Genomic DNA, 26,290 nt, shown 5'->3' with positions numbered 1-26,290 from the left:
CAGCGGGATTTTCTGACGCGGCATCCATGCCGCGGCAGAAAACGACGTGCATCCATGCACGTCGCCCTTCGGGTTTTCCCCGCTGGCTCCGTCGCTGCGGATGGGGCCCCGGGGAAGTCAAAGTCCAAGGCAACAGCAACAGCAAAATCACGAGCAACGGCAACGGCAACGGCAACGGCCGCAGCCAAAGCCAAAGCCAAAGCCACTTCGATGGCTCGGCCATGCATGTTGATTTTTCTTGGCGTGGTTACTCATGAGCAACGTCAGTCCTCATGCCTGCGAAGTGCCTCTCGCCTTCACGTATGTGACAAACAGCGAATCCGCCAGGACAGTACGTGCCTGACAAAAAATACGTGCCATCGGCAAAAAGTGCGGATTTCCGCACTTCATATCGTTATTTGGGTCAAGACGCTGGTGGTACTGTTACGGGAAGATGAATTTCACGTGGGGAAATCGTGAAAGCTCTCAGGTACGTCCCACGCACGCCGTGACGGCATCCGCCGCATAGGCGCGTCTCGCAGTTCCGTTGCACATCGACCGTTTCGCTTTCGGCGCGCAGGCGCCGGAACGGGATCGTTCGGCCCGAATTCCAGCGCTCCCTTGTCCAGAATCGCCAGAGGAATCTCCCGATGTCGCCCAGCTCTCCGCTTTCCGCCCATGGCGCAGTTGCGTCGCCCGCCACCTTGCGTTCGCGTCCGTTGTCGCTGGCGATTCTGCTGGCAATGAGTGCGGCCGCGCTGCCGGCATACGCGCAGGATGCCAGTAGCAACGATGCGCAGGACAAGGCTGCCAAGCAGCTCGATACCGTCACGGTCACCGGCACGCACATCCGGCGTGTTGAATTGGAAACCGCCAGTCCGGTGGTCACGATCGATCGTCAGCGCATCGAGGACAGTGGCAAGTCGACCGTCGGCGATCTGCTGCAGAGCATGCCGGTGATGGCCGGCTATCAGGTCAATACCTCGATCAACAGCGGCTTCAGCCATGGCCGTGCGTTGGTCTCGCTGCGTGGTCTTGGCCCGGAGCGCACGCTGGTGCTGCTCAACGGTCATCGCATGACCGGCCCGGCCAGCAGTGTCAGCGCCGCGCCCGGTGTGGACGTCAACTCGATCCCGGCGGCGATGATCGATCACATCGAGGTGTTGACCGCCGGTGCGTCGGCGATCTACGGCTCCGATGCGATCGGTGGTGTGGTCAACATCATCCTCAAGAACGGCTACAACGGCGGTGCGATCGAGGTCGACTACGGCATCAGTGGTCATGGCGATGCGAACCGCCGCAACTTCGATGCCGAGTGGGGCAAGACCTGGAGCCACGGCAGCCTGATGCTGGCGATGAGCCACAACTCGCAGAATGCGCTGTACAACAGCGACCGCAGCTTCTCGAAGAGCCAGTTGAGCTACATCAACGGCGTGATCGGCAGCATGACCGGCAGCAATACCCGCGCGGTGCTCAGCGATGGCAGCCGGTTGACGCCGAACTACGACGTGGGCGCGGGCACCCTGACCACAGCCGACTTCCACACGTTCGGCAGCGAGTCCGGCGACCGCTACAACTACTACGGCACGCAGTACATGATCACGCCGGTGGATCGCACCAATTTCACGATGCGTGCCACCTGGGACATCACTGACACCATCCAGGCCTACGCTGACTTGCTGTGGACTCACAGCAAGACCACCTCGCACCTGCAGCCCTACGGCATCAGTGCTGCCGGACTGGGCGCGGACGTCGCCAGCAATCCGTACAACCCGTTCGGTTCGGACCTCAGCGATTACATCCTTCGCTCGTCGATCTTCAGCCGCAAGTACGTCTCCTCGATGGCGCAGACCAACCTCGTCGGTGGCGTGCGCGGTGGTTTCGGTGATTCGAGCTGGCAGTGGGACGCCAGCCTCGGCTACGCCAGCTACAAGGACAAGCTGGTGCGCTACGGCTTCGCGGTGACCTCCGAGCTGGTCAACGTGCTGGAGACTGCCAACGTCTTCAACCTGAACGACCCGGCCACCATCGCGGCGCTGCAATCGACGCTGCTGCCGGTAGACCTGAAGGACGAGAGCACCTCGCAGAATCTCAATCTGGCCACCAACGGCACGCTGTTCACGCTGCCGGCTGGTGAGGTCAAGGCCGCGTTCGGTCTGGAATATCGCAAGAACGATTTCCACCAGGGCACGCAGAGCTCGGTGGCGATGGCCGATCAGTACGGCGCCTGCGATTACATGGACGGCTGCATCATGAAGCAGGGCCATGCCGAGAACCTGAAGGAGGCCTACGCCGAGCTGCTGGTACCGATCCTGGGTAATCTGCCGCTGGTGCATTCGCTGAACTTGAACGTGGGTAGCCGTCTGTCCGACTACAGCGCCTGGGGTACCACCACCAACAGCTCGCTGGCGCTGGAATGGCGTCCGATTTCCGATCTTCTGGTGCGTGCCACCGCCGCGCAGGTGTTCCGCGCACCGGCGCTGGGTGACCTGTATGGTTCGCCTTACCAGGGCATCAATGACGCGGGTAGCTACTACGACCCATGCGAGGGCTATACCGGCGGCGCCGGCAGTGGTGGCTGCCAGAACGTCTCCACCGACGGCACCTTCGCCAACACCGGCTCGATGACCGTGATCGTCACCGGCGATGCCAATGCCGGGTTCGATCTCAAGCCGGAGTCCGGCCATTCCTACGACGTCGGCGTGGTCTACGACCCGGATTGGCTGCCGGGCTTCTCGGTCAACCTGGATGCGTGGCGCGTCAAGCTGAAGGACATGATCACCGGCGTCGACTACACCTACGTGCTCGACCAGTGCTACAAGGGTGTGGCCGCTTATTGCGCACTGGTGACGCGCAGCTCCACCGGTCAGTTGGAGAGCGTCACCGTCCCGTACGCGATCAACCTGGACAAGGTCGAGATTCGCGGTTACGACTTCAGCACCAAGTACCAACTGGCGACCGATCGCTGGGGCCGTTTCCAGCTGGGTCTGGATGCGACGGTGATGTCGAAGTATCTGGTTGGCGACGATGGCCATAACTACGTTGGCGAGACTTCCAGCTACGGCAATCTGCCGCGCTTGAAGGCCAACCTCAACGTCGGCTGGGATTACAACGACTGGCATGCCGGCTGGACGATGCGTTACATCGGCAAGAGCACCGTCGGCAGCGCCTACGAAGGCTACTGCTACAACACCGATGCCAATGGTGATTGCGTGTACTTTGGCGTGCCGTCCTACATCTACCACGACCTGACGGCCACCCGTAAGTTCAAGTCGCTGGGCCTGACCGCGTCGGTCGGCGTGGACAATGCGCTCGACAAGAAGCCGCCGATGTACTACGGCTATTACTCGAACGCTTCCAACACCGATGCCTCTACCTACAACACGGTTGGCCGCTATTTCTGGGGCAAGGTGCGCTGGGAGTTCTGATCGACGTAGGCAGATCCTCCGCTCGTCATCCCCGCGAAAGCGGGGATCCAGGGACTCTGCTTTTAACTGATGACGTCCTTGGATCCCCGCTTTCGCGGGGATGACGAGCCAGGGCGCTGCGTTCCACGAGGTTGGATGAACATTCGCGTTTCTATGCCACACCGCCGCATTCCATGCTGGTGGTGTCTGCTGCTCAGTTCGCTGACGTTGATGCCGATTGCGTTCGCGGGACATGCTGCAGAACCCGCACCGGTCCATGCCAATGCCAGCATCGGCGATCCACGCTTCACCGGTGAAGCGCATCCGGTACCGGAAACCGGCGTGGCATTCGCGCCGGGTGGCTATCTGCAGCGTGTATTTGCGGCTGATGTTGCGAATGATGCTGGCAGCGTGCCGGGGCGGGATTTCTGGATCGACCGGATGCTGGCGCGTGCGGGCGAGGGCGGTGGCTTCGGTGATACCAACAACTGGTTGTTCACGCGTGGCCGTGCCGCGTATCTGTACACGCACAAGCCGGAGGAGCCGGGTTTCGTCGGCGAGCCGGCCTACTGGCACAAGACCGGGCACGACGCATTGTTCCGGGTGCAGCTCGAACAGGGCGGTACGGCACTGGCGCTGAAGGAAGTCGCCGCGCAGCGCCGGCAGACGCCGAGCTATTTCACCACCGTGTTCGAGGACGCTGCTGCCGGTGTGCGCCTGCGGCTGGTGAAGTTCATCACGCAGGAAAACGTGGCGGTGGCCGAGGTCACGCTGTCGTCGCTGGATGGTCGCGCGCATGCGCTGGTGCTGCGCGGGGTGTCGCCGATGGCCGCGCATGCCGACGGCGCCGAATTGACTGGTGCTTTCCAGGCGCGCAATGACATCACCACGGTGTTTCCTCGTTTCTCCGGTGACGGCTTCGTGGCGGCCGATGGCGCGTTGACACGTACGGTGCAGGTGCCGGCGCAGGGCGACAGCGCCACGTTCAAGTTGCAACTCGGCCTGACCACCCGCGAACTGCCGTCATCGTTGGCCGAGTACCGGCACATCGCGGCGCAGTCGCCGCAACAGGCGTACCGCGAGCACGTGGTCGCCTACAACCGCTGGTGGGCCGACAATATTCCGTACCTCGATACGCCCGAGAAGAACATCGACAAGACGTTGTTCTATCGATGGTGGCTGCTGCGCTTCAATTTCCTCGATGCGGCGGTGCCAGGTAACGACTACCAGTTCCCAGTCGCGATCGAGGGCGTGCTCGGCTACGACAACGCGATCGTGCTGACCACCTGCATGTTCCTGGACGATCTCAAATACCTGCGTGATCCGAGCTATGCCTACGGCAGTTGGATTGGTGCGGGCGAGGTGGCCGGCGGCGGCAAGTACGTGGACAACCCCGGCGCACCGCAGAACTGGTCCAACTCCTACGCGCAATACCTCACCGCCGCCGCCTGGCGCGCTTATCAGGTGCATGGCGGTCCGGCGGCGCTTGCAGGCAAGCTTGCCGGCTACGGTCGTGGCGACGTGCTCGGGCTGCTGAAGGCCTACGACCACAACGGCAACGGCCTGATCGAGTACGACTGGGCCGCGATGACCGGCAACGATGCCGATGCGGTCTCGTTCGACTGGGCCAAGCAGCATGGCGAGGTGCGCATGGATCGCACCGAGAGCGCCTACGTCTGGGCCAATGCGAGGGCTGCCGCCGAGGCTGCGCGCGTGGCTGGCGACGGCGCGCTGGCTGACGAGATGGAGGGGGTCGCCACGCACATCCGCGCCTCGGTGCTGTCGGTGCTGTGGCAGGACCACACCGATGCGCCGGATTCGATGGGCTTGCACGGTGATCTGCTCAAGCATCGTCAGGTCGGTGGTCCTGGCCAACTGGTGGACTGGAAGGAAACCAACAACTACTACCCGTTCGCAGTCGGGCTGATGCCCAAAGCCGGTGACACCGACTACGACGCCAAGTATGTGCGGGCGTTGCGCCTGTTTGCCGATCGCGACCAGTACCCGCTGTTTCCGTTCTACACCGCCAATCAGGCCGATCTGCAGGTGCGTGGTGCGGACGGCAGCAACAACTTCTCGGTGATCAACTCCACCGTGATGTTCCGATTGCTGGCCGAGGTACTGCGTGACTATCCGAGCCCGTACCTGGACGCGCAGTCCTATCGCAAGCTGCTGTACTGGAACGCCTGGGCGCACTACATCGACGGCGATAACCGTTATCCCGACCAGAACGAGTTCTGGGCGCAGGGCAGCGCCGAGGATGGCGGCCATATCGGCTATCGCTCGTGGATCCACCACACCCAGCTCGGTGCGACCAACTTCACCGTGATCGAGGATGCGATGGGCCTGCGTCCTCGCAGCGACGCCAGGATCGAGCTGTATCCGATCGATATCGGGTGGGATCACTTCGCCGCCGATGGTCTGCGCTACCGCGATCATGACCTGGCCATCGTCTGGGACCGCGACGGGCACGCTTACGGTGGACGCGTACCGGCCGGCTACTCGCTGTATCTCGACGGGAAGCTTGCCTTCAGCGTGGATCGGCTGACGCATGTGATCTACGATCCGGCCAGCGGCAAGGTGGAGCTCGCAGCGGACACGGTGAATGCCGGCGGTGCGCGCGTGCTGGTGGCGCATCGCACCGAACTGGCACGCGCCGATCAGGTTGCCTTCGCCGCTGATGCCCGGGTGACGGACGTGATGGCTGATGCCGGGTTGGATACGACGCTGCCGTCCGGCGTCGGTGACCTCGCGGTTGGCGCGAAGGTTTCGGCCAGCTACACCGCGCCGGGCTTCAACGCCGAAGCTGCTATCGATGGCAGCACCGCCAACGAGCCGTTCTGGGGCACGGCGGGTTCGCCTTCGGCCAGTGATTGGATTGAACTCGATCTCGGCCATCCGCAGCGGTTGGACGAAGCGGTGCTGTACTTCTATCGCAGCTCCGCGCCGGCGGGTGAGGCGCATGGTTTTCCATCGGGTACCCGCGCCGGTTACGCGCCGCCGTGGAGTTATGTGCTGGAGTATTTCGACGGTGGAGCCTGGGCGCGCGTGCCAGGTCAGGTGCGTGATCCATTGATTGCCCAGGGCAATCGCAATCGCCTGCGTTTTCCGGCGCTGACCGCGCAACGGCTGCGGCTGGTGGTCGCGCATGCGGGCGCACTGCGTACCGGTGTGAAGGAAATCCAGTTGTTTGCACGCGGCGGCAAGCCACCACGTGCAGGTGGCAATCAAGCGCCGCAGGTCGTCGCCTGGCAGCAGGATCGTGCGGGTGCGATCCGCTTGCAGGGGCAGGTTGGCGACGATGGCTTGCCAGATGGCCAGCTGACGTTGCGCTGGTCGCAGCTCGATGGCCCGAGCGGTGGTGAGGCGATCTTCGACGCCGCCGATGCGGCCGCGACAGCGGTGCGCTTCACCGCACCAGGCCGCTATCGCTTGCAGCTCAGTGCTGACGACGGCGCCGCGCAGGGACACGCCATCGTCGTGGTGGATGCGCCGCCGGTGGCGGTCGGGCAGGGCGTGCAGATTCAAGGCGATGCGCAGGCGAGCGCGCAGCAGACCGCCAGCCATCATCGTGTCGAGGCGCTCAACGACGGCGTGGTGCCCAAGGCGGGCGAGACCCCCGCGGCCGATCGGCGCTGGGGCAGTTGGGGACGCACGCGGCCGGACACGGTGTGGCTGCAGTACAACTGGTCGCGCCCGCAACAGATTGCGGCCAGCACGCTGTACTTCTGGGATGACGCACCGGATGGCGCGGTGCGCCGGCCGCAGGCGTGGCGGCTGCAGTACCTGCGTGACGGCGACTGGATCGATATCGCGCCGAAGGATGGTTATCCGGTGGCGGGCAGGGACGAGGCCAGTCGCGTGACGTTCGCGCCGGTCGTCACCACTGCGTTGCGGGTGGTGCTGTCGGCGGCGACGTTGCCGGACGGTCGCGCCGCACTTGGCGTCGACGAATGGCAGGTGTTCGCCGACCTGCCGCAGTCGATCGAGCCGCTCGACCTGCGCACTGCTCCTGGCGTGTTGCCGGAGCTGCCCGCGATGCTGACGGCGCGCTATGCCGATGGCAATCAGAGTGAGATCGGCGTGCGTTGGCCGCCGCTGGATCCGGCGCGAATCGCGGGCGACGGTCGCGTCGATCTACACGGTCTGGCGGATGGTGGTGTGCCGGTGGCCGCGACGCTGTGGATCCGTGCCAGTGAGCCGGGGCAGATCAACACCGTCGATGCACTGCCGGAGCTGTCGGTCGCGCCGGGGCAGGTGCCGGTGCTGCCAGTGTTCGCCACCGTGCAGTACAACGATGGCTCGCGCGAGCGCCGTCCCGTGCAGTGGAACTCGCCCCCCACTGCCGCGTTGGCTGCTGGCGCGACGCTGACGGTCGAAGGCACGGTAAGCGGTCGCGATGCGACGGGCACGTTGCCGGTGCATATCGTTGTGCGTACTGCGAGAGCAGGGCAGTGATGGCCTGGTCAAGGGTGCTCCGGTTTCTCTCCGACCGTCGTCCCCGCGAAGGCGGAGACCCAGTGACTTCCACGCGATCTCTCTCCCGTCATCCCCGCGAATGCGGGCACGCAGCATCACGTGAGCCGGTGGCCCGCAAGCCGTGGCGCTTCGCACCCGCGTTCGCGGGGATGACGAGCTTGGCGATCATGGTGGCGTGCATGACCATTACGCCCAGCGCATCAGCTACAAGCACCTCACGTGCGGTGCAGGCCCACGGCAACCCGATCATGGCCGACGGCAGCTACTACTCGGCCGACCCCGCCCCCCTGGTCGCCGATGGCAAGCTCTACATCCTCGCCGGCCGCGATGAAGCTCCCCCCGGCGTCAACGATTTCGTGATGAAAGAGTGGCAGCTGCTTGCCACCGACAACGTCGCCAGTGGTCGCTGGACCCATTACCCGGCCATGCTGCGACCGGAGCAGGTATTCGCCTGGGCCGCGCCCGGTCGCGCCTATGCCGGGCAGATCGTGCAGGGGCCGGACCAGCGCTATTACCTCTACGCGCCGGTGGCACAGCGTGATACCCACGATGCCGATCCATTTGGTATCGGTGTTGCGGTTGCCGACAGCCCACTCGGTCCATGGCGCGATGCGCACCCGCAGGGGCCGATCGTGTCGCAGTCGCTGCCCGAGAAGAACGATATCCAGAACATCGATCCGACCGCGATGATCGATGACGACGGTCGCGTGTATCTGTACTGGGGCACCTTCGGCAAGCTGCGCGGGATCGAGCTGGAACGCGACATGCTCACGCCAAAGGGCGCCGAGTTCGCAGTGACCACGCTGGACGGCTTCTTCGAGGCACCATGGTTATTCAAGCGTGGACAGACCTACTACATGGTCTATGCCGGCAACAACGCCGGCCCCGATTCGCCGTGCACGCCGGCGATCTATCACGCCTGCATTGCCTATGGCACCGCGCCGACGCCGCGCGGGCCGTGGACCTACCGTGGAGTGATCCTCAGGCCAGTGTCCTCGACCACCTCGCATCCGGGCGTGATCGAATACAACGGCGAGTGGTATCTCACCTATCACACCGCCGATGCGCGGGGCGGTGGCCATTTCCGCCGCAGCGTGGCGATCGACCGGATCGAATGGGACGACACCACGACACCCGCGCGGATGCGTCCGGTGCAGCCGACCCACGCCCCACAACCGGCGCCGAAGCCGCAGCGCAACGTCGCGCCGGCGGCCTTCGCCAGCGCCTCCAACAGTCCGCACGTGCCGGTGCAGTACTGGATCGCCGCGCTCAACGACGGCATCGTCCGCGCCGCGCCATTGCCGCCTGACATGTGGGGCGATTGGACGCCGCAGCCGCCGGCGCAGGCATGGATCCAGTACGCCTGGGCGCAACCGGTGACGCTGGACGGCAGCGCGATCGTGTTCTTTGCCGACCAGCCGGCCGGCGCCAGGATCGGTGTCGCGCCACCGCGTGCGTGGCATCTGGAATATCGCTACGACCGCCGCTGGTTGCCGGTGCCGGGTGCCAGTGGATATGGCACCGCGCCGGACGTGCGCCAGCGTGTGCGCTTTGCGCCGGTGACCACGCGTTGTCTGCGCGCGGTGTTCGATGCGTCTGGTGACGGCGACGCGCACGCCGGTGTTGCGGTGCAGGAGTGGGAAGCGCTGGCCACGCAGCCGCAGGTGTTGCCGCAACCGGTGGCACCGACCGAGATCGGTTGTGACTAGCGAATGTCATGACCTGTAGGAGCGGCTCCAGGTGGCCTAGGGCCGCTCCTACGATGCTAATGAATACCCGCGGTTTCACACGCTCGGGTACATTTCATGCGGACTTCCGCATCGGCGCCTGGGCCTCGGGTCAAGACGCGCGGGCATCTTGGGGGAGATAGTTGTGCCGCAGACAGCTTCATGTCCGTCATCCCTGCGCAGGCGGGGATCCAGTGTCCTCGCGTAGACCCTTCAAGGCACTGGGTCCCCGCCTGTGCGGGGACGACGATTTCTGTTCCGATCCGGCCGCGTGTGCCGATCACCGCCCAGGAGAAATCCGCATGCGTCAGTCCACCTGCCCGGTACCCGTTTCCGATTGCGCCCACGACGTCACCAGCGGAATGGACGACCCGGCGCGCCGCCGCTTCCTGCAATGGAGCGCGTTGGCGGTCGCCGCCGGTTTCCTGCGTTTTCCGCTGGAAGCGGCCGCGTCGGAGGCCGGCAAGGTCAGCGCGGTGCCGCTGCAGGACGTGCGGCTCAAGCCGTCGTTGTTCCTGGATTCGCTGCTGACCAACCGCCGCTACCTGGTCGAGCTGGAGTCGGACCGCCTGCTGTGCAACTTTCTCAAGTACGCCGGCCTGTCGCCGAAGGGTGAAAGCTACGGCGGTTGGGAAGGTGACACCATTTCCGGCCACACGCTGGGTCATTACCTGAGCGCGCTGTCCAAGCTGTATGCGCAGACCGGCGATGCCGAGGCCAAGCGGCGCATCGATCACATCGTCGCCGAGCTGGCGCGTGCGCAGGCGGCCGACAAGGACGGCTACGTTGGTGGCTTCACCCGCAAGAACGACAAGGGTGAGGTCGAAGGCGGCAAGCGGGTGATGGAGGACGTGCGGCGCGGTGTCATCAAGGGCAGCAAGTTCAACCTCAACGGCAGCTGGTCGCCGCTGTATACCCAGCACAAGCTGTTCGCCGGCCTGCTCGACGCCAACGCGATGGCCGGCAACCAGCAGGCGCTGGAGGTGCTGGTGCCGGTGGCGGCCTACTTCGCCGGGGTGTTCGATGCGCTCGACCACACCCAGATGCAGCAGCTGCTGGATACCGAATTCGGCGGCCTCAATGAGTCCTATATCGAACTCGGCGCACGCACCGGGCAGGCGCGCTGGATCGCGATCGGCAAGCGCCTGCGTCACGAGAAGGTGATCGATCCGGCCATCGCCGGTCAGGATGCGCTGCCGCACATCCATGCCAACACCCAGATCCCCAAGTTCATCGGCGAGGCGCGTCAGTTCGAGGTGGCCGGCGATGCCGATTCAGCCGCCGCCGCGCGCTTCTTCTGGGAGACGGTGACCGCGCACTACAGCTACGTGATCGGCGGCAATGCCGACCGCGAGTATTTCCAGCAGCCGGACACCATCGCCGCGTTCCTGACCGAGCAGACCTGCGAGCACTGCAACAGCTACAACATGCTCAAGCTGACCCGGCACCTGTACCAGTGGACGCCGCAGGCACGCTATTTCGATTACTACGAGCGCACACTGCACAACCACACGATGGCGGCGCAGCATCCGGGCACCGGCATGTTCACCTACATGATGCCGATGATCGCTGGCGGCGGCCGCGAGTATTCCGACAAGTTCGACTCGTTCTGGTGCTGCGTCGGCACCGGCATGGAGGCGCACGCGCAGTTCGGCGATTCGATCTACTGGCATGACGCGCAGTCGCTGTACGTCAACCTCTACATCCCCTCGGCGCTGGACTGGAAAGAGCGCAACTTCGCGCTGGAGCTGGACAGCGGCGTGCCGGACAACGGCAAGGTGCGCATGCAGATCCAGCGCGCCGGTGCACAGGCGCCGCGCCGGCTGCTGCTGCGCGTGCCCGGTTGGAGCGAAGGTCGCTACAGCGTGCGTGTCAACGGCACCAAACAGTCGGGCAAGGCGGTCGATGGCTACATCGTGCTGGAGCGCAACTGGAAAGCCGGCGATGTGATCGAAGTGGAATTCGCCACGCCGCTGCGGCTGGAGCATGCCGCCGGCGACGCCGACAGCGTGGTGGTGATGCGCGGTCCGCTGGCGCTGGCCGCTGATCTTGGTCCCTCCAACGAGCCGTACGACGCGCCGGATCCGGCCCTGGTGGCCGATGTCTCGCCGCTGTCCGGTTTCTCCGAACTGCCCGAACCCGGGACCTATCTGGCCAGCACCTCGCGTCCACAGGGACTGACCTTCGTGCCGTTCTATTCGCAGTACGACCGCCGCAGCGCGCTCTACCTGCGGCGCATGGACCCGGCGCAGTGGACGCGCGAATCGGAACGCAAGCGCCAGCAGAAGGCCGCCTTCGAAGCGATGCAGGCCAGCGCGGTCGATGTGATCCAGTTTGGCGACGATGCCTCGGAGAAGGCGCACAAGCTGAGCAGCGATACCTCGTTTGGCGGCGAGTACCGCCGGCAGAAATGCCGCGACGTGCGTGGCAAGGGCTTCGTCGAGTTCGAGATGAAGGGCAGCGAGAAACCGCTGGCATTGCGGCTGCGTTTCTGGGGCAGCGACAAGGGCCGCTTCAACATCCTGGTCAATGGCACGTTGGCGGTGGAAGTGGAGGTCGAGCGCGGTCAGGTGATCGATTTCATCGATCGTGATTACCCGCTGCAGCCCGCACTCACTCGCGGCGCCAAAACGCTGACACTGCGCTTCGAACCGCAGCATGGCGACACCGCCGGTCCGCTGTTCGGCGGCTGGCTGATTCCGGCCTGACTCCCACGGCCGTCGGCGCACTCGCCACGGCCTTCTCGCACCAAGGCACCCGCATGACGCGCTTCGATCTGAATCGTTTTCGACCCGTACGACGCAGCGCAGCTCGTGTGTTGCTGATTGTCCTGATGCTGGCGCTGGGCGCATGCTCCCGAGCGGGCGAGGGTGCATCGCAGGCCAGCGCTGCACATGCGGTGGCGCTGGAAGGTGTATGGGTATTCGCCGACGGCCCGTCTTTTCCCGGTCCGCGTTACCTGCGCATCTCGCTCAAGGACGGCGGCGCGCAGGGTGCGATCACCACCGACTGGTACGGCGACCTGCCGATGAACAAGCTGCGCATCGAGGGTGATGTCGCACACTTCGAGATCGACAATGGCAACGCCAAGCTGCCGCCGCTGCCGTGGACGGCGACCTTGCACGACGGACAACTGCATGTGGTCGGGCGCATCTGGAGCACCGACGTGGACATTGTCGGCCGACGTGGCGACGAGGCCGACGCGCAGCGATTGGCATTCAAGGTCGCGCCGCTGCCGGCGCTCCACAAGCTCGAACCCGATGGTCAGGCGCGCACGCCGCCGATGGGGTGGAGCAGCTGGAACAAGTTCGCCGACAAGATCGACGATGCGACCATCCGCGGCATCGCCGACGCACTGGTGTCCTCCGGCCTGCGCGATGCCGGCTACGTCTACGTCAACATCGACGACGGCTGGCAGGGCGAGCGCGACGGCAACGGCGTGCTGCAGCCCAACGCGCATTTCCCGGACATGAAAGCGCTGGCCGACTACGTGCATGCACGCGGCTTGAAGCTCGGCATCTACAGCTCACCGGGCCCGAAGAGCTGCGCCGGCTACATCGGCAGCTATGGCCATGTCGAACAGGACGCCAGGACCTGGGCGGCCTGGGGCATCGACTACCTCAAATACGACCTGTGCTCGGGCGAGGGCATCTTCCGCAGCCCCGAGGACGTGAGGCGCGCGTACCTGCAGATGGGCGAGGCGCTGCGCGCCACCGGGCGCGGCATCGTCTACAGCCTGTGCCAGTACGGCCGTGACCACGTCGGCAGCTGGGGCCGTGATGTCGGCGGTCATCTGTGGCGTACCAGCGGCGACATCGAGGACAAGTACGCGGTGATGGCGCGGATCGGTTTCGAGAAGAACGGCGACGCAGCCCACGCCGGGCCCGGTGGCTGGAACGATCCGGACATGCTGGAAGTCGGCAACGGCGGCATGAGCGAGGACGAATACCGCACCCACATCAGCCTGTGGGCGCTGTCGGCCGCCCCGTTGTTGCTGGGCAATGACCTGCGCGCCATGTCCGCGCAGACTTTGAAGACGCTGCTCAACAGACAGGTCATCGCGATCGACCAGGATTCGCTGGGCAAGCAGGGCAGCGCCGTGCGCAAGGCCGAGGGTGTCGAGCTGTGGTCCAAACCGCTGGCCGACGGCAGCGTCGCGCTGGGTGTGTTCAATCGCGATGAGCAGGCGCGCGATGTGGCGTTCTCCGCCGCCGACGCTGGGTTGGACCATATCGCACGGCTGCACGATGTATGGCAGGGGCGCGATCTCAATCCTGCAACCGGTAGCGTGCAGGTGCCCGCGCATGGCGTCGTGCTGCTGATCCTGCGGCGCTGACGCTGCGGTCTTTCCAAGACTGAATAGCGGTGTGATCGATCCGCCGCGTCACCCGGCCCGCTCCCGTGCGCGCCTTCACCTGTATTAGGCATTGATCGGCAGCCGGCCGGTCTGCGAAATGAATACGCATCAGGCCGCTTTGACACGTCGTGGCAGGGGCCAGACGAAGCAGAGTGGTATCGCGACACGCTCGCCAATCGTGCGAATTTCCGCGTCTACACATCACAAATGCGACAAGACGACACATGCCGCTACCGGCACAGTGTGACCGTCTCATGAAGGAACGTCGCTGGCCTATCCGCGACGACCCGTCGTGCCGGGCCGTTCGTGCGCAAGCAGCACCTGCCGCTCGTGAATGCATCGCGAGGTAGCTCGCGGTCGCGGTGGGGAGGACACCACGTACTTCAACACGCTGGCGCAAGCCGGCGCGGGGTTGCTTTGCCCTGATTCCCATGTCTTTGCCGAGGAGTTCATGATGTCGTCGCTTCCATCGTTCCGCCTGGTTCACTCACTTCCCACATCGCTGAGCGTGGCCGTCGCCGCCGCGCTGGCCCTGACCGCCAGCCCCGATGTCCGCGCGCAGGACGCCAGTGCTTCCGGCGGCGCCACCCAGACCCTCGACAGCGTGGTCGTCACCGGCTCGCGCCTGCGCCGCGTGGATACCGAAACCGCCAACCCGGTGGTGACGGTCAGCGCCGAGCAGATCGCTTCGACCGGCAAGGCCACGGTCGGCGATCTGCTGCAGGAGCTGCCGGCGATTGCCGGCAACGCCACCAACCCGTACACCAACAACGGTGGCGGCACCGGTGCGGCGACGATCTCGCTGCGCGGCCTGGGTGACAAGCGCACGCTGGTGCTGGTCAACGGCATCCGCCTGGCCTACAACGATGTCAACGCGATCCCGGCCAGCATGATCGAGCGCATCGAAGTGCTCAGTGACGGCGCTTCGGCCGTGTACGGATCGGATGCGATCGGTGGTGTGGTCAACTTCATCCTGCGCTCGAAGTTCGAGGGCGTGCAGTTCAGCAGCGACTTCGGCACCAGTTGGAAGAGCGACGGCAACCGCCGCAACTTCGCACTGACCGCCGGCAAGACCTGGGATCGCGGCAGCATCGTCGCCGGCCTGTCGTATCACAACATCGACTCGGTCTCGGCCGCTTCGCGCGACTACTCCAAGGATGCGCTGTACCTGATCGACGGCCAATCGGTGAAGCAGGGCTCTTCGGCCACGCCGACCGGCGCAATCAGCTTCAACGATGGCTCCGACAAGGCCAAAACGCTGGCGACCGAACACGGCTGTTCGCGCGTGACCCTCAATCAAGGCGTGAGCGGCAGCACCGATGGCAGTGATTACCATTGCTACAACGCCAGCGCCGACTCGTACAACTACCAGCCCTACAACCTGCTGCAGACGCCGCAGAAGCGCACCAATGCGTTCGTGCTCGGCACCTATCGGCTGACCGAGAACGTCGAGGCCTACGTCAACACCTGGTTCAGCAAGACCGAGTCGGCCTCGATCATCGCGCCGATCCCGATCTTCGCCAACGGTGACAACTTCCTGGTCTCGGCCGACAGCTACTACAACCCGTTCGGCGTGAACTTCGGCACCGATCGCACCACGGGTACCTCGTACAACGGCCTCAATACGCGCATCACTGCGCTTGGCAACCGTCGTTATGAGTACGACACCTACAACTTCCAGATCACGCCGGGTCTGCGCGGCAACTTCGGTGACAGCTCCTGGCGCTGGGATGCGGCGCTGAACTACGGCCGGGTCAAGCAGCAGTCGACCAACTACGGCTTCCTGGATTACGCCAAGTTCAACCAGGCGATCGGCCCGTCGTTCCTGGACAGCGACGGCACGGTCAAGTGCGGCACCTCCGGCAACGTGATCTCCGGCTGCACGCCGATCAACATCTTCAACATCAACGATTCCTCCAACACCGCCGCGCTGCAATCGATGCTGGTCAACCCGGTGGTCACCAGCGTCTACACGGTCAAGCAGTTCGAAGCCAACGCCAACGGTGATCTGTTCGATCTGCCGGCCGGCACCGCCAGCCTCGCCGCAGGTGTCTCCTACCGCAGGGAGGCGACCAGCACCCAGGCCGATGCGTTGTGGACGGGCGACGAGAACGGCATGTGTGGCGTGATCGAGTACTGCGCGACGGTGCTGAACGGTGGCTTCAACGTCAAGGAGGCCTATGCCGAGGCGTTGTTCCCGTTGCTGAAGGACCTGCCGGGCGTCAACTCGCTCAACGTCACCGTCGGCACGCGCTTCTCCGACTACAGCTCGGTGGGCAGCAAGGTCAACAGCAAGCTCGCGCTGGAATACCGCCCGGTGCAGGACCTGTTGCTGCGCGGCACCGTGTCGCAGGTGTTCCGCGCACCGAACATCAATGAGCTGTACGCGGGCGTGGCCGGCGACGCGGCCACCGTCAACGATCCCTGCAACGGCTATACCGGCGGTCACGCGGCAGCCTGCGCCAACGTGCCGACCGATGGCAGCTACCAGCAATCCGACGCCCAGGTTTCGGGCAAGGCCTCGGGTGCGGCGGTGGCCGGTTACCAGCTCAAGCCGGAGACCGGCAAGACCTACGACGTCGGCTTTGTCTACGACCCGCACTGGGTGGATGGCCTGTCGCTGAGCGTGGATTGGTGGCGCATCGATCTGAATGACACCATCACCCAGGTGTCGGCGCAGACCGTGCTCAACCAGTGCTACGCCAACTCGGCCAGTGCGTTCTGCGCGCTGATCCATCGCAACGACAACGGCACCATCAATTACGTGGCCGAGCCGACTGTCAACCTCGGCAAGCTGTGGGCGCGTGGTATCGACTTCAACCTGAACTACCGTCTGCCGGAGACCGGCTGGGGCCGCTTCACCACCAGCCTCAACGGCACCTACCTGACCCGTTACGACATCAACCCGGACACCACCGATTCCAGCTCGGTGACCATCCACAACGTCGGCAAGTACACGTATGCCTACGGCAACTTCCCGCGCTGGCGCGGTCTGGCCACGCTCGGCTGGAACCTGGGCGACTGGAGCGCGTCGTGGCGCGTGCGTTACGTAGGCAAGACCCAGATCGGCAGCAGCGATCTGGAGCAGGGCCTGTCGGCGGATTACGACGAGGCCGGTGTGGTGCGCAAGATCAGCAGCTACACCTACCACAACGTGCAGGCCGGCTATGACCTGTCGCAGTGGCATACGCGCGTCGAAGTAGGCGTGGACAACATCACCAACAAGCAGCCGCCGCTGTACTACGCCAACAACGTCACCAACGCCAACACCGACGTGGCGACCTACGATCTGCTGGGCCGCTACTACTGGGCGCGGATGACCGTGAAGTTCTGATCCATCCCGGCGGGCCGGTCACGGCCCGCCTGCTTGGCGCGTGTCATGCCTTTTTCGTGAGATGCGTTGGTCGTCAGCCGCGCGGTGCCAGCTCCGTGTCGCTCGTGGCGCGCCGATATTGCATTGCGCGCTTTGCACAGGTCGCAAAGCGCACGCCTTGTCTCTCGACGTGCCACAAACGGCTTCGTACTCATGAGAAGGGCGTGACACACTCTAAAGTCGGGGTCGCCGCAAGGGCGGCCCGTGGCCCGCGACGGAACACCTCGCTGCCACCTGCGCGGCCATGCCGCCACCTCCATGTTGATGACCCGCATGGCTGCGATATGTCTTCCGGCACTTGCCTTTGTTCGATTGTGCGGAATTCGAACCCGAGATCGTCGAATAGCGACAAGACGTGCTGGTTCGCTTGCCCGACTATGAATCGTCGCTTCACGCAAATGTAACAGTCATCCGCGTGTAGCGCAGCGTCAGCCGTGATGTTTGCGGCGACGCCAGGACAGCCACCCAACGGGAGGCTGTGCCGACGAAGGGAGAGTTCGTCAGCACCGGGGAATTACCACGCGAGAACGATGCCGGCCGATCGCGTTTCACGGCGGGCCGTTCGCTTGTGTGCAGTGCAGGAGAGCGTGCGTCGGTTGCCCCGGGATCGGGGCGGCATGGAGCGGCTTGCGCCGTCGCAACGGGGAATCACAGAAAACCGCCGAGAACAGCCCTGCGTCTTCGCATGCGCGATGGCGCGTGGATGGCTGCGCTCAAAAAAACACGGGTCCCGTGCCGCGCTCAGCGGCGCGTCGCCCGGATATTGCCCGACCCCTACGGAGAACCATGATGAACAAACATACGAATCGGCATCGCACGACGATGCTGCACGGCCTGCGCCGAGGCACGCTCGCCCTGTCCATTGCAATGGGTGTGGCTGCCGGCGTGCATGCCCAGAGCGCGACGGGCGAGCTGTATGGTCAAGTCAGCAGCGGCCAGACCGGCAGCGTGTTGATACAGAACGCCGACAATGGTTTTTCGCGCACCTTGCCGCTGGATGGCGATGGCAAGTTCCGGATGAGCGCGCTGCCGCCGGGCAACTATGTGGTGACCTTGCAGGACGGCGCCGGGAGCGTGGTGTCCACCCGCAAGATCCGGGTCAGCGTCGGCAGCGGCGCCCAGGTCGATTTCAGCAGCGCCACCGCGACGCTGGATGCGGTGACCGTGAGTGCCAGTGCGACATCGCGCATCGATGTCAGCACGTCGGAAAGCAGTTCCATCTACACCGCCGCGGAGCTGGAGCGGTTGCCGGTCGGGCGCGACGTGATCTCGGTGGCCGCGCTGACGCCGGGCGTAAGCCGCGGTTCGGGCGCCTTCGGCAGCCTGCCGGTGGTCGCCGGTGCTTCGGCCCAGGAGAACGGCTACTACGTCAACGGTTTCGACGTCACCGATCTGTACAAGATGTCGGCCTACAGCATGGTGCCGTTCGACGCGGTGGCCGAGCAGCAGGTCAAGACCGGCGGTTATCCGGCCGACTTCGGGCGCTCGCTGGGCGGCGTGGTCAACGTCGTCACCAAGTCGGGCACCAACGAATTCCACTACGGCATCAGCAGCTATTTCGAGCCCGACGCGCTGCGCAGCAGCCAGCAGAACACCCGCAGCAAGAGCACCGACGGCTGGTATGCGCATCCGTCCAACGACAGCGAGAACAAGGCCGAGGCCGACATCTGGGCGAGCGGCCCGATCGTGAAGGACAAGCTGTTCTTCTTCGCGTTGCTGAAGGGCAAGTACGACAACGCCAAGAGCTACGGCACCAACAGTGCCCCGACCAAGTACACCGACACGTTCTCCAACGATCCGGAAGGCATCGTCAAGCTGGACTGGAACATCAATGATGCCAACAGCCTCGGCCTGACCTGGTGGCGCGACTACAGTGTCGATCACTACACCTACTACAAGCTGGCCGACGACTTCTCCACGACCCGCACCACCCGCACCGGTGACGGTTGGAGTGCCAGCGGTGGCTCGGTCACCATCCTCAACTGGACCAGTTACCTGACCGACGCGCTGACCATGAAGGCGATGGTCGGCAAGTCCAGCTACTCGCGCGAGTCCTACGACAGCAACACGGCGGACTGCCCGTATGTGCGCGATTACCGCGACGGCAGCGGCAGCGCGATGGGCTGCTGGACCAGCACCACCAAGCCGGGTGACGGCGTCTGGTTGGGCGACAAGCGTGATGCGGCACGGCTGGATTTCGATTGGCAGCTCGGCGACCACGACGTCAAGTTCGGCCTGGACTACGAGAAGTTCACCAGCACCGCCGCCACCGAGTATTCCGGCGGCGCGCGCTATTACTACTACGCAGTCAGTGCGGGCGATAACCTCGGCAGCGGCATCACCGTGCCGGACGGTGTCACCGACGTGGTGCGTGTGCGGACCTACCGCAACAGCGGTTCGTTCACCACCTACAACACCGCCGCGTATCTGTCCGACGACTGGCAGCTGACCGACAAGCTGCACCTGTCCATCGGCCTGCGCAACGAGGGCTTCGACAACCGCAATGCGGCCGGCGAGACCTTCATCAAGTCCGACAACCTGTGGTCGCCGCGGCTGGGCTTTGCCTACGACCTGTTCGGCGATGCCAGCTTCAAGCTCTATGGCAGCCTGGGCCGTTACTACATCCCGATCCCGACCAACACCAACATCCGCCTGGCCGGCAACGAATACGACGTGTCGCAGTGGTACACCTACAGCGCGATCGACGGCACCACCGCCGCGCCGACCCTCGGCACGCTGCTCGGCACCGTGGTCAACTCCGATGGTTCAGTGCCCTCGACCACGCAGGTGACCGCTGCCAACCTCAAGCCGATGTACCAGGACGAACTGATCCTGGGCTTCGAACAGGCGATCTGGAACGACTGGGTCTGGGGCGTGAAGGGCACTGCGCGCAAGGTCGGCAACGGCATGGACGACTACTGCTACTCCGGCCTGGTCCAGGCCTGGGGCGAGGCCAAGTACGGTTCCGGCTTCGATGCCAGCGCGTTCGACAACTGCGTGCTGATCAATCCTGGCGAAGACACCGACTGGTACGCCGATATCGACGGCAAGCTGACCAAGGTCACCATCCCGGCCAGCGTGTTCGGCGTGGACAAGTACAAGCGCATCTACTACGGCATGAACCTGACCCTGAGCCGGCCGTGGGATGGCAAGTGGAGCGTCAGTGGTTCCTATACCTGGGCGCACAACTACGGCAACGCCGAGGGCTACAGCATGACCACCATCGGCCAGGACGATGCGGGTATCAGCGAGGCGTTCGACTATCCGTCGTTGATGTCCGGTTCGAGCGGCAATCTCAACAACGATCGCCGCCACGTCTTCAAGGTATTCGGCACCTACCAGCTCACCGACAGCATTCGCCTGAAGGGCTCGGCATCGGCGATGAGCGGTACGCCCAAGCTCTGCCTGGGTTATGTCCCGGACGGCTACGCGGACTCGTCGGATGCACAGGGCTACGGCTCGGTGTCGTTCTATTGCGGCGGTACGTTGCACTCGCGCGGCTCGATGGGGCGCACGCCGTGGACCTACAACCTCGATGCCGGTGCCGAGTACCAGCATGACTACAAGGGCGGTTCGCTGGTGGTCGGACTGGACGTGTTCAACGTGTTCGACTTCCACCGTCCGACGTATTACTACTACTACCACGACGAGACCTTGAGCGCGTCCGATCCCAACTACGGGACCGTCACGTACTACCAGGATCCTCGTTACGTGCGTTTGACCGCCCGCTGGTCATACTGACCGCCGAGCGGATCCAGCGGCCGCGATCGTTCCCGATCGCGGCCGTTCCCGTTTCCAACAGCCAATGAATGTCGCAAGAGAGACCTCATGCCCCGCATGAACACTGCAAGCCTGTCGTTCCGCGCCGTCCGCGCCGCCGCGATCGTGGTACTGGCACTTTTCGTGTCAGTCCCGCCATGCGCGGCCGAGCCATCGCAGTTCCATCCCGGTGAGGTGTGGCATGACCGCAAGGGCGATGTCATCAACGCCCACGGCGCCGGCCTGATGCACGCCCGCGACGGGTTCTATTACTGGTTCGGCGAATTCAAGACCGCCGGCAAGGCCGGCAACACCGCGCACGTCGGCATTTCGGTCTACCGCTCGCGTGACCTGTTGCACTGGGATGCGCGCGGTATCGCGTTGCCGATCTCGCGCGATCCTTCATCCGACATCGCCGACGGCGCGGTGATCGAGCGGCCGAAGGTGCTCTACAACGCCAGTACGCGCCGCTACGTGATGTGGTTCCACCTGGAGCGGGCAGGGCAGGGCTACAAGGACGCGCGGGTCGGCGTCGCCGTCGCCACGCGTCCGGACGGTCCGTATCGCTACCTGCGCTCGTTCCAGCCCAACGGCCAGCAGTCACGCGACATGACGCTGTTCCAGGACGACGACGGCAGCGCCTACCTGTTCTACAGCTCCGAAGGCAACGCGACCATGCATGTGACACGGTTGCAGCCGGATTATCTGGACGTCGAATCCGATTACCAGCGCATCTTCGTCGATCAGTGGCTGGAGGCGCCGACGGTGTTCAAGCACGCCGGCCGCTATTACTTTGTCGGTTCGGAGTGCACCGGCTGGAAGCCCAATCCGGCGCATGGGGCCACCGCATCTTCGCCTTTGGGGCCGTGGACCGAGTTCGGCAATCCGGCGCAGGGCGCGGAGGCAGCGACCACCTTCCGCAGTCAGAGCACATACGTGTTGCCGTGGCCGGGGCGGCCGGGACAGTTCATCTACATCGGCGATCGCTGGAATCCCGAGGATGCGATCGACGGACGTTACGTGTGGCTGCCGTTGACGCTGGAAGGCGAGGGCTTCCGGATCGATTGGCGCGACGCCTGGTCGCTGGACGAAAAAAAGACCGGCGGTTAGGCAGGGCACAAGCTGCTTTGCTCGTCATTCCCGCGAAAGCGGGGATCCAAGGACGTTGCTTTCGCTTGGTTTGACGTCCATGGATTCCCGCTTTCGCGGGAATGACGGCAACTGCTCGGCCCTTCCTTGGGCCGGCTTCATGCATTTCGTCCTAAGGTCGCCTTCAAACCGTCAGCTGCAGCAGCAGCTTGTTGAGCCGGCGCACATAGCCCGCCGGGTCCTTCAGGCTGTCACCGGCAGCCAGCGCGGCCTGATCGAACAGCACACGCGTGAAGTCGGCAAAGCGCTCCATGTCCGGCTCGGCGTCGAGCTTCTCGATCAGCGGATGGGCAGGGTTGAACTCGAACACCGGCTTGCTCTCCGGCAGCTTCTGGCCGCTGGCTTCCAGGATCTGGCGCATCTGCAGACCCAAATCGCCCTGGCCGATTGCCAGGATCGCCGGCGAATCGGTCAGACGGTGCGAGACGCGTACCTCGGCCACTTCGTCGCCGAGCGCGGCCTTGATCCGGCTGGCCAGGCCTTCCTTGGTCTTGGCGATCTCTTCCTGTTCCTTCTTCTCGTCGTCCGAGTCCAGGCTGCCCAGGTCGAGGTCGCCACGCGCCACATCGACGAACGACTTGCCGTCGAACTCGGTGAGATATCCCATCAGCCACTCGTCGATGCGGTCGGTCAGCAACAGCACCTCGATGCCCTTCTTGCGGAACACTTCCAGGTGCGGGCTGTCCTTGATTTGCGCATATGACTCGCCGGTCAGGAAATACAGCTTGTCCTGGTCTTCCTTCATGCGCGACACGTAGTCGGCCAGCGCCACGCTCGGCTCGCCGCCGCTGTCGTGGGTGGAGGCGAAGCGCAGCAGCCCGGCGACCTTCTCGCGGTTGCTGTAGTCCTCGGCCGGGCCTTCCTTCAATACCTGGCCGAAGTTGCGCCAGAAGGTGCTGTAGTCCTCCGGCTTGTCCTTGGCCAGTTTCTCCAGCATGTCCAGCGAGCGCTTGGTGAGTGCCGATTTCATCGAATCGACCACCGGGCCGGACTGCAGGATCTCGCGCGAAACATTCAGCGACAGGTCCGAGGAGTCCACCACGCCCTTGATGAAACGCAGGTACATCGGCAGGAACTGCTCGGCCTGGTCCATGATGAAGACGCGCTGCACGTACAGCTTCAGGCCCTTGGCGGCATCGCGGTGATACAGGTCGAACGGTGCGCGTGCCGGCACGTACAGCAGCGAGGTGTATTCCAGCTTGCCTTCGACCTTGTTGTGGCTCCACGCCAACGGGTTGGTCGCGTCATGGGCGACGTGCTTGTAGAACTCCTGGTACTCCTCGTCCTTGATCTCGGACTTGGGCCGGGTCCACAGCGCGCTGGCCTTGTTGACCGCTTCCCACTCCGGCTCGGCCGGTTTGTCTTCGCCGTAATGCTCCTTGAGCATCTCGATCGGCAGGCCGATGTGGTCGGAATACTTCTTGAGGATGCCGCGCAGCTTCCAGCCGTCGGCGAAGTCCTGCTCGTCGTCCTTCAGGTGCAGCACCACGCGCGTGCCGCGCTGCGGCTTGTCGATCGTGGCGACCTCGAAATCGCCTTCGCCCTGGCTCGACCAGTGCACGCCCTCGGCAGCCGGCAGCCCGGCGCGGCGGCTAAACACGTCGACCTTGTCGGCGACGATGAACGCGCTGTAGAAACCGACGCCGAACTGGCCGATCAGGTTGGCGTCCTTCTTCTGGTCGCCGGACAGGTTCTTCAGGAACTCGCCGGTGCCGGACTTGGCGATGGTGCCGAGGTGGGCGATCGCGTCCTCGCGGCTCATGCCGAGGCCGTTGTCGTCGATGGTGACGGTCTTGGCGTCCTTGTCGAACTCCACGCGGATGCGCAGGGTGGCGTCATCTTCCAGCAGCGCCGGCTGCCCGATCGCCTCGAAACGCAGCTTGTCGGCCGCATCGGCGGCGTTGGAGACCAGCTCGCGCAGGAAGATCTCCTTGTTGGAGTACAGCGAATGGATCATCAGCTGCAGCAGCTGCTTGACCTCGGTCTGGAAGCCCAGCGTCTCTTTGCGGGTTTCAACGGTCATCGTCGTGTCGGCTCCTTGGGGGCGATGGCCGCACAGCTGCGGCCGATGGACCCGGGGTATGGCTTCGATCGGCGATTTCAAGGTTGTGGGAGGGACTTCAGTCCCGACTGGCGTTACCGGGAAGGCCTCGGGACTGAAGTCCCTCCCACAGGGGTATCATGCCGGCCCATTCTCATCACCCCATCGCATGCCCCGTCCACCGCGCTCCCCCAGCCCGCCACAGCGGCGTCCCACCCGGGGCGGGGAAGGGCAGATCCGCATCGTCGGCGGACGCTGGCGCAACACGCGGCTGTCGGTGCCCGACCTGCCGGGCCTGCGCCCGACCGGCGAACGGGTCCGCGAAACCCTGTTCAACTGGCTGATGCCGAAGATCGCCGGCGCGCGCGTGCTCGACCTGTTCGCCGGCAGCGGCGCACTTGGATTGGAGGCGGTCTCGCGCGGTGCCGCCTCGGCGGTGCTGGTGGAACGCGATCCCGGCCTGGCCGAACAACTGCGCCAACAGGTCGCCCGACTGGGCGCACAGGCGCAGGTGGAGGTCGTGCAGAGCGACGCGCTGCACTGGCTGCGCCGGCCGGCGCAACAGCCTTTCGACATCGCCTTCATCGATCCGCCATTCGCCGCCGGGCTCTGGGACGCAGTGCTGGACTCACTGCCGGCACGCCTGGCCGACGACGCCTGGCTGTACCTCGAATCGCCCCGGGACACGCGCCCGGCGCCGCCCGGCGACTGGCTGCCGCATCGCGAAGGCGAGGCCGGTGAGGTGCGCCATGCGCTGTACCGGCGGGCCGCTGGTACACTTCGCGGCGACCTGAATCCGACCGCAGACGCATGACCGTGGCCAATAGCCGCATTGCCGTTTACCCGGGCACCTTCGATCCGATCACCAACGGCCACATCGACCTGGTGAGCCGCGCCGCGCCCCTGTTCGAAAAGGTGGTGGTGGGCGTGGCGCAGAGCCCTTCCAAAGGCCCGGCGCTGACGCTGGAGCAACGTGTCGGGTTGGCGCGCGAGGCGCTGGGCCGCCATGGCAACGTCGAGGTGCGCGGTTTCGACACGCTGCTGGCGCATTTCGTGCGCGATGTCGGCGCGGGCGTGCTGCTGCGCGGCCTGCGTGCGGTGTCGGACTTCGAGTACGAATTCCAGATGGCGAGCATGAACCGGCATCTGATTCCCGAGGTCGAGACGCTGTTCCTGACCCCTGCCGAGCAGTACAGCTTCATCTCGTCCTCGCTGGTGCGCGAGATCGCCCGGCTCGGCGGCGACGTGTCCGGTTTCGTGCCGGCCTCGGTCGTCGAAGCCTTGCGCCAGGTCCGCGAAGCCCGCGCCCAGGGCTGAGCCCCCAACACAACAACAACCCAAGTTCACAGAGAGGGAGGAGTTCTATGAAGACCACCATGCGCGCCCTGGCGCTCGCGACGATGACCACGCTGGCCCTGGCGGCCTGCAAGAAGCAGGAGGCCCCGGTTGCGGCGGCACCGCAGGCGCTGGTCGCCCCCGGCAAGGACGACAACGCCGGTTGGAAGCAGTACCTGCAGGCCGTGGTCGGCCAGAATCTGGGTGCCATCACCAACAGCCCGTTCCTGTACTACCTCCCGCCGGAGTCGGATGCCGAGTTCCAGGGCAGCTACGACCGCCAGCTGGAGAGCGTGAAGACCGCGCTGAGCCGTGGCGTGCAGCCGGGCAACATGCTGGCGTTCGGTTCGCCGGCCCCGGCCAAGATGGCCGATCTGATCGAAGCCTCGTTCAAGGACGTGCAGGCCGATTCGATGAAGGGCGTGCGCGTGCTGTTCATCGGCGACGCCGCCGACAACGCGCGCGTGCAGGTCGTGGTCAAGGCGACCGGCGCGGACTACGTGTTCGTCGAAGCCAAGTAAGCCGGGCAGCGGGCCTCGGCCCGTCAGTCCATCGCGCGGGAGGCACCGCGTTTCCGCCACCGGTACGCCGGCGGCGGGAACGGGCGCCTCCCGCGTCGTTTCGCCCCGGGCTTTTGTAGGAGCGGCTTCAGCCGCGAGGGGCTTTACCGGTAAAGCCCCTCGC

The 26,290-nt window shown here is 64.8% G+C and carries 13 protein-coding genes; 12 read left to right on the top strand and 1 reads right to left on the bottom strand.

What is annotated here, in order from left to right; all coding sequences use genetic code 11:
* The 9 genes from AC3WJE_RS19060 to AC3WJE_RS19020 form a co-directional block, all read left to right on the top strand.
* The coding region (locus tag AC3WJE_RS19060) for a hypothetical protein (protein WP_493732408.1) at window positions 1–257 on the top strand (257 nt) is incomplete at its 5' end.
* A 372-nt stretch (window positions 258–629) separates the two neighbouring features.
* The gene (locus AC3WJE_RS19055; RefSeq protein WP_493732407.1) at window positions 630–3,407 is read left to right on the top strand and encodes a TonB-dependent receptor; all 2,778 of its coding nucleotides are present in this window, start codon (window positions 630–632) and stop codon (window positions 3,405–3,407) included.
* 135 nt (window positions 3,408–3,542) lie between these two features.
* Window positions 3,543–7,844, top strand: a complete 4,302-nt coding sequence (locus AC3WJE_RS19050; RefSeq protein ID WP_493732406.1) for an Ig-like domain-containing protein — start codon at window positions 3,543–3,545, stop codon at window positions 7,842–7,844.
* A gap of 200 nt (window positions 7,845–8,044) precedes the next feature.
* Window positions 8,045–9,574, top strand: a complete 1,530-nt coding sequence (locus AC3WJE_RS19045) for a family 43 glycosylhydrolase (RefSeq protein WP_493732405.1) — start codon at window positions 8,045–8,047, stop codon at window positions 9,572–9,574.
* Between the two features lie 320 nt (window positions 9,575–9,894).
* On the top strand, window positions 9,895–12,300 hold the full coding sequence (locus tag AC3WJE_RS19040; RefSeq protein ID WP_493732404.1) for a beta-L-arabinofuranosidase domain-containing protein: 2,406 nt from the start codon (window positions 9,895–9,897) through the stop codon (window positions 12,298–12,300).
* Between the two features lie 107 nt (window positions 12,301–12,407).
* On the top strand, window positions 12,408–13,928 hold the full coding sequence (locus AC3WJE_RS19035; protein ID WP_493732403.1) for a glycoside hydrolase family 27 protein: 1,521 nt from the start codon (window positions 12,408–12,410) through the stop codon (window positions 13,926–13,928).
* A 475-nt stretch (window positions 13,929–14,403) separates the two neighbouring features.
* On the top strand, window positions 14,404–17,283 hold the full coding sequence (locus AC3WJE_RS19030) for a TonB-dependent receptor (protein ID WP_493732402.1): 2,880 nt from the start codon (window positions 14,404–14,406) through the stop codon (window positions 17,281–17,283).
* Between the two features lie 828 nt (window positions 17,284–18,111).
* Window positions 18,112–21,063 carry a TonB-dependent receptor gene (locus AC3WJE_RS19025; protein ID WP_493732401.1) on the top strand — a complete coding sequence of 984 codons (2,952 nt, stop codon included), beginning with the start codon at window positions 18,112–18,114 and terminating at the stop codon, window positions 21,061–21,063.
* A 96-nt stretch (window positions 21,064–21,159) separates the two neighbouring features.
* Window positions 21,160–22,191: a glycoside hydrolase family 43 protein gene (locus AC3WJE_RS19020; protein WP_493732400.1), complete on the top strand. Its 1,032-nt coding sequence runs from the start codon at window positions 21,160–21,162 to the stop codon at window positions 22,189–22,191.
* 163 nt (window positions 22,192–22,354) lie between these two features.
* On the opposite strand, the gene htpG is transcribed toward AC3WJE_RS19020, so the two are convergent.
* Entirely contained in the window at window positions 22,355–24,253 is a 1,899-nt protein-coding gene (htpG, locus tag AC3WJE_RS19015; RefSeq protein ID WP_493732399.1) for a molecular chaperone HtpG, read from the bottom strand.
* Window positions 24,254–24,440: 187 nt separating this feature from the next.
* Between htpG and rsmD the strand changes: the two genes are divergently transcribed.
* Genes rsmD through AC3WJE_RS19000 form a run of 3 tightly spaced genes read left to right on the top strand, consistent with a single transcriptional unit; the run spans window position 24,441 to window position 26,127 of the window.
* Window positions 24,441–25,085, top strand: a complete 645-nt coding sequence (gene rsmD, locus AC3WJE_RS19010; protein WP_493732398.1) for a 16S rRNA (guanine(966)-N(2))-methyltransferase RsmD — start codon at window positions 24,441–24,443, stop codon at window positions 25,083–25,085.
* Complete coding sequence (coaD, locus tag AC3WJE_RS19005) at window positions 25,082–25,588, top strand: pantetheine-phosphate adenylyltransferase (protein ID WP_493732397.1); 507 nt, start codon at window positions 25,082–25,084, stop codon at window positions 25,586–25,588. The genes rsmD and coaD overlap by 4 nt, the downstream gene beginning before the upstream one ends.
* Before the next feature lie 47 nt (window positions 25,589–25,635).
* Window positions 25,636–26,127, top strand: a complete 492-nt coding sequence (locus tag AC3WJE_RS19000; protein WP_493732396.1) for a hypothetical protein — start codon at window positions 25,636–25,638, stop codon at window positions 26,125–26,127.
* The last annotated feature ends 163 nt before the right edge of the window (window positions 26,128–26,290 follow it).

It is taken from the genome of Pseudomonas sp. GW821-FHT07E12 (assembly GCF_058986605.1).
The sequence above is the reverse complement of the archived record's forward strand: the minus strand, read 5'-3'. Positions and strand labels throughout refer to the sequence as shown.